This window comes from Cyanobium sp. Aljojuca 7D2 (genome assembly GCF_024346415.1).
GTDB lineage: Bacteria > Cyanobacteriota > Cyanobacteriia > PCC-6307 > Cyanobiaceae > Cyanobium_A.
Genome location: NZ_JAGQCX010000004.1, coordinates 37,473 through 49,536 on the forward strand (window position 1 = coordinate 37,473; position 12,064 = coordinate 49,536).

The window sequence follows — 12,064 nt, forward strand, 5'->3', positions numbered from 1 at the left end:
TTGGCTGAATCCCGTGGCCGGGTAGCGACCATCAGTCTGTAGGCCTGGGACATCGCCCCAGGATCTGGATGCCCCAGGCTGCGCTCGCCATGGGGACGGCGCGGCCGAGCCGGGGCAGCAGTTGAGCGGTGGCCAAGGCCGCCCCGGAACTGGCGGCGGCGGCCAGAGCAGCGGCGATGTCGCCATCGAGGGTGTCCGCGCTGGCGAGCTGTCCGCCGCCGCCATCCCGATCGAAGCCCACGGTGAACAACGCCACCGACAGCAGCAGCAGGGGCAGGGCAACGGGCCCGCAAGCCTTCCACAACGGCAATGCAGAGGCCATAGCCCCAATCAGCTGGCGGGAGGTTATGGAAGGCCGGCGGACGATGCCGGTATCGCGCTTGCTTGACAGGGGGGGCGGAACGGAAACAAGCGCCTGTTGCGGTTTGCAATCGCCACCAGGGAGAGCATCACCGGCACCTCCACCAGCACCCCCACCACGGTGGCCAGGGCGGCTCCGGATTTAAGGCCAAACAGGCTGATGGCCACCGCCACCGCCAGCTCAAAAAAGTTGGAAGCGCCAATCATGGCGCCAGGGGCAGCAATCGCCTGGGGCTGACGCCAACGCCGCATCCACTGGGCACTGATCCAGAAGATCAGGTAGGTCTGCAGGATCAGGGGGATGGCAATCAGGGCGATCGCCAGCGGATTGGCGAGAATGGACCGGGCCTGCACCATGAACAGCACCAAAACGGTGAGGATCAGGCTCAGGATTGCCAGGGGCTTCAGGCGGTGCTCCAAGCGCTCAATCCGCCCTGGGGAGTGCAACAGCAAGCGGGTCAACCAGCCCGCCACCAAGGGCACCACCACAAACAGGCCCACAGCGGTCACCAGGGTGTCCCAAGGCACGATCACCTGGCTTACCCCCAGCAGCAGGGCTGCGATCGGGGCAAAGGCAAACACCATGATCAGGTCATTGATGGCCACCTGAGCCAGGGTGTAGTTGGGATCGCCACCGCAGAGTCGGCTCCAAACAAACACCATGGCCGTGCAGGGGGCCACCCCCAGCAGAATCATGCCGGCGATGTATTGATCGCCCATGGCTGGTGGAATCCAGGCCGCAAACAAGCCGCGAATGAACAGCCAGGCGATGGCCGTCATCGTGAGTGGCTTGATGAGCCAGTTCACCACCACGGTGACCACCAGCCCCTTGGGCTGACGGCGCAAATCGACGAGCGCATGGAAATCAACCGCCAGCATCATGGGGTAGATCATTCCCCAGATCAGCAGGCCAATCGGCAGGTTGATGCGGGCAAATTCCAGACCTGCCACAGCCTCCGCCGCCTGCGGGAAGACGGCGCCGAGGGTGACACCAGCCGCGATGGCCAGGGCTACCCACAGGCTCAAAAAGCGCTCAAAGATCCCCATGGCGTTTCAACAGCAGGGGCTGGCGGGGGCGGTGCAACCAGCCGCCAGATCGGCCAACCAGCCCCGCAGGCCCTCGAGGGCTTCTGGCTGCAGTTGGTAGTACACCCAGCGGCCCTCTTGGCGATCCACGAGCAGCCCCGCCTCCTTGAGCACCTTGAGGTGAAACGACAGCTTCGACTGAGCCAACCCCAGCTCGCTGGTGAGCTCGCAGACGCAACGCTCACCGCCGGCCAGAGCCTCGATCACCTGCAACCGCAGCGGATCGGCGAGGGCCTTGAGGCGCTGGCGGGCCTGATCGGCCTGGAGGGGCGCTGGGGCAACGGGAGCAGTGGCAAGGGGGGCGGTGGCAACGGGCACGGACGAGAGCCTGCTGAACCCATCAAAGCTAATTGGTGCGAGCAGCCAGCACCTGGGCAGAGGACCCAGCCATAGACAACACCTGCTTACACAAATCCACGTCGTCGTCCCATACTAAAGGCTGCAAATAACATGAGGCCATTCTCGGCCCATGCGAAAGGCTGCGCGACCCATGTTCGAAGCACGCTCCAACCGCGCCGGCGCCTACCGCAGCCAGCCATCGGGCTATCGCGCCTTCCGTCCGGCTCCCCTGCCGCCGGATCCGCCCGTGCGGCTGAGCGGTGAATTGCAGGCGCTGCTCTCCCAGGCTGATCGGGCCCTGGGGCGACTGGATGGATCGGTGGAAACGCTGCCGAACCCTGACCTGTTTGTCTTCATGTACGTGCGCAAGGAAGCAGTGCTCTCCAGCCAGATCGAAGGCACCCAGAGCTCCTTGCAGGATTTGCTGGCAGCGGAGGCCAAGGTATTCGGAGCCGGCGGCCTCCCCCGCGATGTGGATGAGGTGGTGAACTACGTGCGGGCGATGAACCATGGCCTGCAACGCCTCGCCACCTTGCCCGTGTCGATGCGGTTGATCGGCGAGATCCATGCCGTGCTGCTGCAGGGAGTTCGCGGCAGCCGGCTCACCCCAGGCGAGCTGCGACGCAGCCAAAACTGGATCGGCCCTGGTGGCTGCACCCTGGCCACTGCCACCTTTGTGCCGCCACCCCCGGAGGAGCTACCAGAAGCTCTGGGGGCCTTGGAACAGTTTCTCCACGCCCAAGACGATCTACCGGCTCTGATCCGCATCGGACTGGCCCACGCCCAGTTCGAAACGATCCATCCGTTTCTCGATGGCAACGGCCGAGTGGGGAGACTGCTGATCACCTTCCTGCTCACCGAGAAAGGAATCCTGCACAAGCCCGTGCTCTATCTCTCGCATTACTTCAAGCAGCACCGCCAGGCGTACTACGACCACCTGCAGGCGGTGCGCGAAGACGGCAACTGGGAAAACTGGCTGGCGTTCTTCCTGCGAGGCGTGGCCGAGGTGAGCCAGGAGGCCAGCGGCACAGCCCGGCGCATCCTGGCGCTGCGGGAACAGCATCGGGCCTTGATCACCGATCACCTCGGGCGTGCTGCCGCCAACGGCCACAGGGTGCTGGAGAGCCTGTTTGACCGACCGATCGTGAGCGTCAACGCGATCGAAGCCCTGATCCACACCACCTACCCGGCGGCCAATGGCCTGGTGGCGCGTCTGGAGTCGCTCGACATCCTTCGCGAGATCACTGGCCAGAAGCGGAACAGGCGCTTCTGCTATCAGCCCTATGTGGAGCTGTTTGGCGAAGCGCCGCCGGAGTAGCCCTGGCCCGCCCTTCCCCACCCGTCTTAACCACGCCATAAAACCCATCAACTCTGCTTGATGGGAGAGTGGGTCGAGCTTCAAGCGCTGCCCCATGAAAATCGGCATCAACGGCTTCGGCCGCATCGGCCGCCTGGTGTTCCGGGCCCTGTGGGGCCGGCCCGGCATTGAGCTGGTGCACGTCAACGACAACGGCGGCGATGCCGCCACCGCCGCCCACCTGCTGGCCTTTGATTCCGTGCATGGCCGCTGGCAGCAGGCGGTGCAGGGAAACACACGCGGCTTCTTCGTCGGCAGCCAGCCGGTGAGCTACAGCCAGGAGAGCGATCCCACTGCCGTGCCCTGGCGGGAGGCCGGCGTGGAGATGGTGCTCGAGTGCAGCGGCAAATTCAAGACGCCCGAAACGCTGCAGCCCTATTTCGATGCGGTGGGGCTCAAACGGGTGATCGTGGCCTGCCCGGTCAAGGGCGAAATCGCCGGCGCCGAAGCGCTCAACGTGGTGTTCGGCATCAACCATCACCTGTATGCCCCCGAACAGCACCGGCTGATCACAGCCGCCTCCTGCACCACCAACTGCCTCGCACCCGTGGTGAAGGTCGTGCACGAGAGCTTCGGCATCGAGCACGGTTCGATCACCACCTTGCACGATGTAACCAACACCCAACGGGTGGTGGACGGCTTCAAGAGCGATCTGCGCCGGGCGCGCTCCTGCAGCCAGAGCCTGATCCCCACCACCACGGGCTCAGCCAAGGCGATTGGGATGATTTTTCCGGAGCTGCAGGGCAAGCTCAACGGTCACGCCGTGCGGGTGCCGCTGCTGAATGCATCGCTCACCGATGCGGTGTTTGAACTCAAGCGCAGCGTCACGGTGGAGGAGGTGAACGGCGCATTCGAGGCGGCCGCCAACGGCGCACTGCGCGGCATCCTCGGCTACGAAACCCGGCCGCTGGTGTCGGTCGACTACGTCAACGACGATCGCAGCGCCATCGTCGATGGCCTCTCGACGATGGTGGTGAACGGCACCCAACTCAAGGTGTACGCCTGGTACGACAACGAGTGGGGCTACAGCTCGCGCATGGCGGATCTGGTGAGCCATGTGGCTCTGATTGACGAGCGCTGAGCCAACGCCATGGCACGCGCCCTATCCGCCCTGCAGCAATACGCGGTCGTGACGGCCAACTACTGGGCCTTCACCCTCACCGACGGCGCCCTGCGCATGCTCGTGGTGTTTCACTTCCACGAGCTGGGCTACAGCACGCTCGAGATCGCTTTCCTGTTTCTTTTCTACGAATTCTTCGGCATCGTCACCAACCTCTATGGCGGCTGGCTCGGGGCCCGCTTCGGGCTGCGGCTCACCCTCTGGAGCGGCACCTTGATGCAGGTGGCGGCCCTGCTGATGCTGATCCCGGTGGCCGACAGCTGGCCCAAGTGGTGGAGCGTGGCCTACGTGATGGTGGCCCAGGCGATCAGCGGCATCGCCAAGGATCTCAACAAGATGAGCGCCAAGAGCGCCATCAAAACCGTGGTGGCAGAAACCCCGGAGGATCACAGCCAGGGCGAAAGCCAGCTGTTCAAATGGGTGGCGATTCTCACCGGCTCCAAGAACGCCCTCAAGGGCGTGGGCTTTTTTCTGGGGGGGCTGCTGCTCACCACGATTGGCTTCAATGCCGCCGTGGGCGCCATGGCCGCCGGCCTGTTTGCCGCCTTCCTGCTCACCCTGGTGCTCCCCGGTGACATCGGCCGCATGAAGGACAAGCCGAAATTCACGGCCCTGTTCTCCAAATCGCAGGGCATCAATGTGCTGTCTCTGGCCCGCTTCTTTCTGTTTGGCGCCCGCGATGTGTGGTTTGTGGTGGCGCTGCCGGTGTTTCTGCAGAGCGCGCTGGGCTGGCGCTTCTGGGAGGTGGGCGGCTTCATGGGCCTGTGGGTGATCGGCTACGGGATCGTGCAGGGTGCCGCCCCGGCCCTGCGGCGCAGTTGGGGCAAGAGTGCACCGCCTGGCGTGAGTGCGGTGGAGTTCTGGAGTGCCCTGCTCACCGCTATCCCGGCCCTGATCGCCATCGCCCTCTGGCGTGAGGTGGCTCAGCCCGGTGTAGCCGTGGTGGTGGGGCTGGCGGCCTTCGGGGTGGTGTTTGCCATGAATTCCTCGATTCACAGCTACATGGTGCTGGCCTACACCGATGCCGAATCGGTGAGCCTCAACGTGGGCTTCTATTACATGGCCAATGCCGCCGGCCGCCTGCTGGGCACGGTGCTCTCCGGGGCCCTGTTTTTGGTGGGGGGATTGCAGGCCTGCCTGTGGAGCTCGGCCCTGCTGGTGGCCCTGGCAGCCGTGGTGAGCACCCGGCTGCCATCGCCGCCACGGCAGTTGTCCCAAGCCGGGTAAGACTCAGCCCGATCTACCGCCAACGGGCGGGAGGCAGGCCATGGGTTGGTTTGGAATGGCTGAGCTGCTGATCCTGGCGCTGCTGGCCGATGGCCTGTTTCGGCGGCTTGGGTTGCCGGGGCTGATCGGCATGTTGCTGGTGGGGATCGCCCTGGGGCAGTCGGGGCTGGGGCTGCTCGATCCCAAGCTGCTGGCCCTCAGCGGCGAGCTGCGCCAGATGGCGCTGGTGGTGATCCTGCTGCGGGTGGGCTTTGGCCTCAACCTGCGCACGCTTCAGCAGGTGGGCGGGCGGGTGCTGCTGCTGGCCTGGATTCCGGCAGCCGTGGAGGGTTTCACGATCACCCTGGTGGCCCAGCCCCTGCTGGGGCTGGGCTGGCTGGAAGCTGCCCTGCTGGGCTCGGTGATTGCAGCGGTTTCGCCCGCCGTGGTGGTGCCGCTGATGCTGCGGTTGATCGAGGAGCAACGGGGCACCGCCAAGGCCATCCCCCAACTGGTGATGGCTGCAGCCTCCCTCGATGACATCGCCGTGATCGTGGTGAATGGACTGCTGCTGGGCCTGCTGGTGCAACAGGCCAGCAGCCCTGGGCTGCAGCTGCCGTGGACCCAGTTGGCCGGGCTACCCCTGGGGCTGCTGCTCGGTGCTGCAGCAGGCGCGGGAGTGGGCCTAGTGCTGCTGCGTTGGATCGAACGCTTTGGGCCCCAGGTGAACCGTCAGGTTCTGGTGATCCTGGCCCTCGCACTGCTGCTGCTGCGACTGCAGGACAGCATCCAGGGCCTGGTGCCCTTCACCGGCCTGGTGGCCGCGCTCAGCCTCGGGCTGCTGCTGCTGGAGCTGCGGCCCCAGTTGGCGCAGCCGATCGCGGGCAAACTGGCCTCGATCTGGGTGTTTGCAGAACTGGTGCTGTTCACCCTGGTGGGTGCCCAGGTGGATTTGGAGGTGGCCTGGCGCAGCGGCCTGGCGGGGCTGGCGGTGTTGGCCATCGGACTGGTTGCTCGCAGCGGGGCCGTGCTGATCTGCTTAGCGCGCAGTGGTTTAAGCGCTGGCGAGCGGCTGTTTGTGACGGTGGCCTACATCCCAAAGGCCACGGTGCAGGCGGCGATCGGAGCCATGCCGCTGCTGGCGATGCAAGCCGTGGGTCTGCCCAGCGGACCGGGTGAAATCATCCTGGCGGTAGCGGTGCTCAGCATCCTCACCACAGCACCCTTGGGGGCGTGGCTCAGCAGCTTGGTGGCGGATCGGGTGTTGCTACCGGAAAGCCCACAGCTGGACACCCGCTGACGTTCAGTGAACGCAGACGCGCAACAAAAAAAGGGGCCCGAAGGCCCCTGAAGATGCTGCGTTAAATCACGCAACTCACTGGCCGATCTTGGCCACAGCAGCCTTGGCGCGCTTGAGCACATCACCCTTGAGGGGAACGTAATCGAGCTCGGCGGCCATCTTCTGGGCTTTGGGCGAGAGGGCCCAGAGCAGGTAGTTGCGGATAGCACCAGCCTTGGCGCCGTTGCCCTTCTGGTAAGCCAGGATCCAGGTGAAGGAGGCAATCGGGAAGGCGTTGGCACCCGCGGGGTTGCACTCTTCACCACCGAGGTTGGCATCGAGCTTGATACCGTTCAGAGCCGCGGCTCCGGTGGCATCGTTGGCCATCACAAACTTGCCGGCCTTGTTCTGAACGGCAGCCGCCTTGATCTTGCCCTTCACATAGGCCTGGTTGAGATAGCCAATGGAGCCCGGGGTGTTGTTAATCACACCGGCCACGCCCTCGTTGCCCTTGCCGCCCACACCCACGGGCCACTTCACCGCCTTACCTTTACCCACCTTGCTCTTCCACTCATTGGAGAAGCAGGACAGGGAGTTGGTGAACACGTAGGTGGTGCCCGAACCGTCGGAGCGGTGAGCCACGGTGATCTTGCCCTTGCCGCACTTCAGCTGCTCCCAGGTGGTGATCTTGCCGAGGAAGATATCGGCCACCTGCTGCTGGGTGAGCTTGAGATTCTGGCAGCTGGGGTTGTTGTAAGCCGGGGTCACCGTGCCACCCACCATGGGGATCTGCACAACACCGCGGGAAGCAGCTGCGCCCTTCTTGAAGTCAGCGGCTTGCAGTTCTTCGTCAGTACCACCGAAGTCAACTGTGCCAGCCAGGTACTGGCGCACACCGGCGCCCGAACCCACCGACTGATAGTTCACTTTGGCATTCTTCTCGCGGGCATACTCCACAGCCCAGCGCTGATAGATGGCATTCGGGAAGGTGGCACCAGCTCCGCTGATGGTGGCCTGGGCCAACGCGGGGATGGCGAAGCTTGTGGCACCGGCAGCAATCGCGGCCGTGGTGCCAAAGATCAGGGCCTTCTTGGCGAAGGTCATGGAAAAGACTTTTGGGGTCAAACCTTGAATAGCAAGGCGTTGATCCACCCGTCGTTATGCCGTGGTTAAGGAGCGGTCAAGGTTGATCAGAGCCACCCTGTCTGTTGCCGACATCGCCTGAGATCACCAAAAGCAGCCAATAAAAAGCCCCCCATTCCTGGGGGGGGCTAGAGGTGTGTGAGAAAGCAGTTGAGGACTGTGTGAGGAGTGAATATGCCGTTCTGGAGATCAGAAGCGGAAGGTAGTCTGAATCACACCACCATAAGTACCTTCACCAGCGTTGCCGTCATTGTAGTTTTTAGTGATCCAGAACACGGCCGGTGTAACGGAAATATTGTCAGAGACACGGAATCGGTAGAACAACTCATACATGTAGCCAGGAGGATTCTCCTGAGCACCAGTCGAACTTGATGTCACGTAGAGGGGTGAGCCAACAGCAAAACCTGCGCTATTTCCACTGGCGAACACATCCTTCCACTGGAGTCCAACCATCCAAGACCAGATATCTGCCGACGGACGAGTATCACCTTCGCTATAGCTAGTATAGCTGAAGCCACCAGAGATTGACGGAAGCCACTTGGCATCCATCGGCTCCCAGAAACCCGCAAGCGACACGCTGTTGCTCTCCTGGCCATCGCCAAGAGTTCGGAAGAAGCTGCTGGAGGAGCTGTTGGGATCCCTCAAGCGTGCATTCTCAGAGCCGTAACGGTAAGCAACCGCTGCACCCCAGTTTTGACCCTTCACACCCAGTTGAGCCAGGATATTTTGAGCTCCTTCTTCACTGAAAGCACCGATTGAAGAATCAGCATAGCCTGGACCTGCGCCGCCATCTTGAGATACCCAGTTCAAGTCAAAGGCAATGAAAGGGTTGCCCTTCTTGACTTTTTGCTTCCAAGAGAAGCCTGCACCGGCACCAGTCGCCTTGTTATAAGTACCTGTAGCACCAACAAGATTAAAGAAGTCGAGGATATCCGACTTATACGCGGTAGGAAGGAACGACAACATCTCGGTGTTGCGGGCGAGGGCACCCACCGTAATCTTCACCTCATTACCCACCGGGAAGGAGTAGAAGAGACGATCAATGAAGACAGTTCCGTCTCCTTCTTCCGCCTTATCCAACTTGAACACATTGCCGCTGCTACCAAAAGGATCATCACTGAAATTGCCACTGCGAAGGCGGGTCCGCAGCAGATCTTTGCCTGTGAAGCTGGTGTCGAAGCTCAGACGAGCGTCGTAATTGAAGGTAGTAGCAGTTGAGCCATCGCCATAGTAATTGGGCGAACCGGCAATAATCATGCTCACTTCACCACGCAGCTTGGTGGTGGTGGAGAACTGCTGGGCTTCCAGCTTGCCCACTTTCTTCTCGAGGCCAGAGACGCGGCCGGTGAGTGCGGCGAGCTCAGTTTTGAACTCATCCATCAGGCGCTGCAGCTCATCGGTCACTTCGGTGACGCGATCGAGGCAGGCATTCAGCAGGGCAGCCGCTTCGAAGCGGGTCATGGCGTTGCCGCCCTTGTAGGTGCCGTTGGGGTAGCCGGCGACGCAGCCGTACTTCTCCACCAGGTTGCTCAGAGCCTGGTAGGCCCAGTCGGTGGGCTGCACATCGGAAAACTGGTTGACGCTGGTGACCTGGTTTTTGGATTCCCAGGCGCGGAAGCGATCCACGTCTTGCTGTTGCATGTACTCGTTGATGGCAGCAGCGCCGCTCAACGAAGCCAGCTCTTGAGCGGAAGCGGCCATCGGGGCCGCAAGGCTGGTGCCGGCCAGTGCCAGCAGCAGCTTCTTGGAAAGATTCATCGGGTCCTCACACCGATAGGGATGACTTCACAAAGGAAGTCGGCCGCAACCTATCGAGGGCCAATGCATGAAACGAGCACGTGCACTACACCAAATTGTGTTGCAGAACACATGCAAACCAGCAGATGAGATGCAGTTGTGCCGCAGCTTAAAAAAACAACCGGCCATAAGATTCCTTAGAAGCGCCTGGCTCCTGCTCAGGAATCGTGGCGTCGCTCTCAGCAGCGAGTTCTTCGAGTTGCTGACGCAACCAATGCCGAAACACCAGCAAGGCCCCCAGGTCGGCCAGGCGCTCATCACCCATCATCCAAAAACAGTTAGGGCTGAGCATGGCGTGGGCAAAGCAACTGTGAACAACCCACCCTTAGCCGAACCGGGCAGCTGCACGCCTTAATCCCACCTTCACCCAAGTCCAGGGGCTGCATGTCAGCGACCTGGACGACAACGCCTGCCAAAGGCGGCGCCGTTGCCGAGTGGGCAGCACCTCGATCACCAGCTCGCGCCACTGCTCCCAGCAATGGCGTTGATGTTGCACCAGCAGCCACTCCAGCTGGGGCAGCTCCTGCTCCAACCGGCCCGGCACTTGATCGCTGATGGCACGCTGCAGCACCTGCAGATCGTTGAATTCACCCAGCAGCTCCTGGCCCTGCTTGAAGCGGCCGATCCAGGGCGCGGTGTGGCTACCGGCAAGCTCGGAGAGATTCTCGAGGCGGTAGCGCGCTTGCTTGATCTGCCGCCGCAGCTCGTGCAGCACCTCCACCTCGCCGGCCGCGCTGGAAACCTGCCAGCCCGGATGCAGAAACAAGCTGGCCAGGCTGGGGCCCTGCCATTCGAGCAGCCACTCCCGAATCGGCAGCTCCCCCAACCGGGAGAATTCGGGCTGCTTCAACCAGCCCTGCAACTGGGCCAGCCCCTCCAGATAGGAGCGGCTCTGCAGCACCTCCACCACATGGCCGTAGGCCAGCTGGCGCTCGCGCCGCAGTTGCTTGATCACCGGCCGCAGGGCCTTCACCTCGGCCTGCGGCAGTTGGGGCAAGAAACCATCTTCCAGGCGCTCACGCAACACATCGAGATCCCGTGCCAATCCCAGCCGCCGCACCCATTTGGCCAGGCGCTGGTCGTTGATGGCCGGGGGCAGCTGCAGGGCCGGCTCAAACTGCAGCAGGGTGGTGCGCAGGCGACGCATGGTCACCCGCATCTGATGCAACGGTTCGGTGCCCTTGCCCTCGGACACCGGAGCCTGCAGCTGCACCAGCTTGGACACGTGCTTCTGCAACAGGTCCCTGGCGTAGCTGCCATTGCTCAGGGGCTCGGAGCGGGTTGGGATCGCCATGCAGGGCTCAACGGAATTCCGGTTTCTTGATGCTCTCCAAGCTGCGCTGCAAGGCCTGTGCCGTGGTGAGGCCCACGGGCAGATCGCCACCGAAAGCCGTGCCCGTCACATGCCGGTATAGCTTACTTTCCACCAGCAGATAGGTGCTGGATGGCATGGGGATATAGCCAGCCTGTTTCACCAGCTTGAGCCCATTCTTTACGGTATATGTCACAAACTTCTGAAGCTCCGGGTGTTGCCGCAGGGCTTTGTCGTTGACGTAGAGAAACAGCGGCCTCGAGAGGGGCACATAAGCTTCTTTCTGAACCGACGCCAACGATGGCATCGCAGCGCCCTTCTTGCCCACGACGCTCAGGGGCTTCAGCCGCTTGGCATTGGACTGGTAGTAGGCAAAGCCGAAATAACCCAGAGCGTCAGGATTCTTGGCCACACAGGCAACCAGGTCATTGTCATTTTCACTGGCAAAATAGTCTGATCTGGAATTGCGCTCATCTCCATTGATGGCCTTATTAAAATAATCGTAAGTACCAGAATCCTTGCCTGGTCCGCAGAGCCGAATCGGCTGGTTGGGCCAATCCAGGTTGACCTGGCTCCAGGTTTTCAGCGATCCCGTTGCCCGTTGATTCCAGAGCCGCGCCAGCTCCCGGGTGGTGATGCTGGACGCCCAGGTGTTGGCAGGGTTCACCACCACCGTGATCGCATCAAAGCCGATCGGCAGCTCCAGAAAGGTCACGCCCTTGGCCGCGCAGGCCTTGAGCTCCTTGGCATTGATCGGACGCGAAGCATTCGCGAGGGGCAATTGGCCGGCACAAAATTGCCGGAACCCCGCCGAGGTGCCCGTTTCCTTGAGCTCAAAGCGCACCTGGCGGTTGGCTCCCCCCTTCTGATAAGCCGCAATCGCCGCCTGCAGCACCGGAAACACCGTGCTGGAGCCGCCAATGCGGACCGCATCAGGCGCCGCCAGAGCCGCCTCTGGCAGGAGGGCCAGCATCGGGGCAAGCGAGGCGAGGCGCAGGAGGGGGCGCATGACGGTCACATCCACGACAGAACTCTGGGCGATCTCGAGCTCCTAGGCGGTTAAGG

12 protein-coding genes are annotated in these 12,064 nt (G+C 62.5%); 4 read left to right on the top strand and 8 right to left on the bottom strand.

Annotation, left to right across the window (positions count from 1 at the left end; translation table 11 throughout):
- Window positions 1-31: 31 nt before the first annotated feature.
- From KBY57_RS05650 to KBY57_RS05660, 3 genes are read right to left on the bottom strand one after another with little or no spacing between them, the layout of a single operon-like run.
- A complete protein-coding gene (locus KBY57_RS05650) occupies window positions 32-322 on the bottom strand; it encodes a hypothetical protein (RefSeq protein WP_254994924.1) in 291 nt (96 codons plus the stop codon).
- A 23-nt stretch (window positions 323-345) separates the two neighbouring features.
- Entirely contained in the window at window positions 346-1,407 is a 1,062-nt protein-coding gene (arsB, locus tag KBY57_RS05655) for an ACR3 family arsenite efflux transporter (RefSeq protein ID WP_254994925.1), read from the bottom strand.
- A gap of 6 nt (window positions 1,408-1,413) precedes the next feature.
- Window positions 1,414-1,764: an ArsR/SmtB family transcription factor gene (locus KBY57_RS05660; protein WP_254994926.1), complete on the bottom strand. Its 351-nt coding sequence runs from the start codon at window positions 1,762-1,764 to the stop codon at window positions 1,414-1,416.
- Window positions 1,765-1,936: 172 nt separating this feature from the next.
- Between KBY57_RS05660 and KBY57_RS05665 the strand changes: the two genes are divergently transcribed.
- The 4 genes from KBY57_RS05665 to KBY57_RS05680 all read left to right on the top strand — a co-directional run bounded on the left by KBY57_RS05665 (window position 1,937) and on the right by KBY57_RS05680 (window position 6,768).
- On the top strand, window positions 1,937-3,103 hold the full coding sequence (locus KBY57_RS05665; protein WP_254994927.1) for a Fic family protein: 1,167 nt from the start codon (window positions 1,937-1,939) through the stop codon (window positions 3,101-3,103).
- A gap of 94 nt (window positions 3,104-3,197) precedes the next feature.
- On the top strand, window positions 3,198-4,223 hold the full coding sequence (locus KBY57_RS05670) for an ArsJ-associated glyceraldehyde-3-phosphate dehydrogenase (protein ID WP_254994928.1): 1,026 nt from the start codon (window positions 3,198-3,200) through the stop codon (window positions 4,221-4,223).
- Between the two features lie 9 nt (window positions 4,224-4,232).
- Entirely contained in the window at window positions 4,233-5,489 is a 1,257-nt protein-coding gene (gene arsJ, locus KBY57_RS05675; RefSeq protein WP_254994929.1) for an organoarsenical effux MFS transporter ArsJ, read from the top strand.
- A gap of 55 nt (window positions 5,490-5,544) precedes the next feature.
- Entirely contained in the window at window positions 5,545-6,768 is a 1,224-nt protein-coding gene (locus KBY57_RS05680) for a cation:proton antiporter (RefSeq protein WP_254994930.1), read from the top strand.
- Window positions 6,769-6,843: 75 nt separating this feature from the next.
- Here the strand turns inward: KBY57_RS05680 and pstS are convergent, their stop codons facing one another.
- From pstS to KBY57_RS05705, 5 genes are all read right to left on the bottom strand, one after another.
- The gene (pstS, locus tag KBY57_RS05685) at window positions 6,844-7,851 is read right to left on the bottom strand and encodes a phosphate ABC transporter substrate-binding protein PstS (protein WP_254994931.1); all 1,008 of its coding nucleotides are present in this window, start codon (window positions 7,849-7,851) and stop codon (window positions 6,844-6,846) included.
- A 228-nt stretch (window positions 7,852-8,079) separates the two neighbouring features.
- Window positions 8,080-9,648, bottom strand: coding sequence for an iron uptake porin (locus tag KBY57_RS05690; RefSeq protein ID WP_254994932.1), 1,569 nt, complete (start codon window positions 9,646-9,648; stop codon window positions 8,080-8,082).
- 148 nt (window positions 9,649-9,796) lie between these two features.
- The gene (locus tag KBY57_RS05695; RefSeq protein WP_254994934.1) at window positions 9,797-9,952 is read right to left on the bottom strand and encodes a hypothetical protein; all 156 of its coding nucleotides are present in this window, start codon (window positions 9,950-9,952) and stop codon (window positions 9,797-9,799) included.
- Between the two features lie 60 nt (window positions 9,953-10,012).
- Entirely contained in the window at window positions 10,013-10,981 is a 969-nt protein-coding gene (locus tag KBY57_RS05700) for a CHAD domain-containing protein (protein WP_254994935.1), read from the bottom strand.
- A 7-nt stretch (window positions 10,982-10,988) separates the two neighbouring features.
- Entirely contained in the window at window positions 10,989-12,008 is a 1,020-nt protein-coding gene (locus KBY57_RS05705) for a PstS family phosphate ABC transporter substrate-binding protein (RefSeq protein ID WP_254994936.1), read from the bottom strand.
- Between the last annotated feature and the right edge of the window lie 56 nt (window positions 12,009-12,064).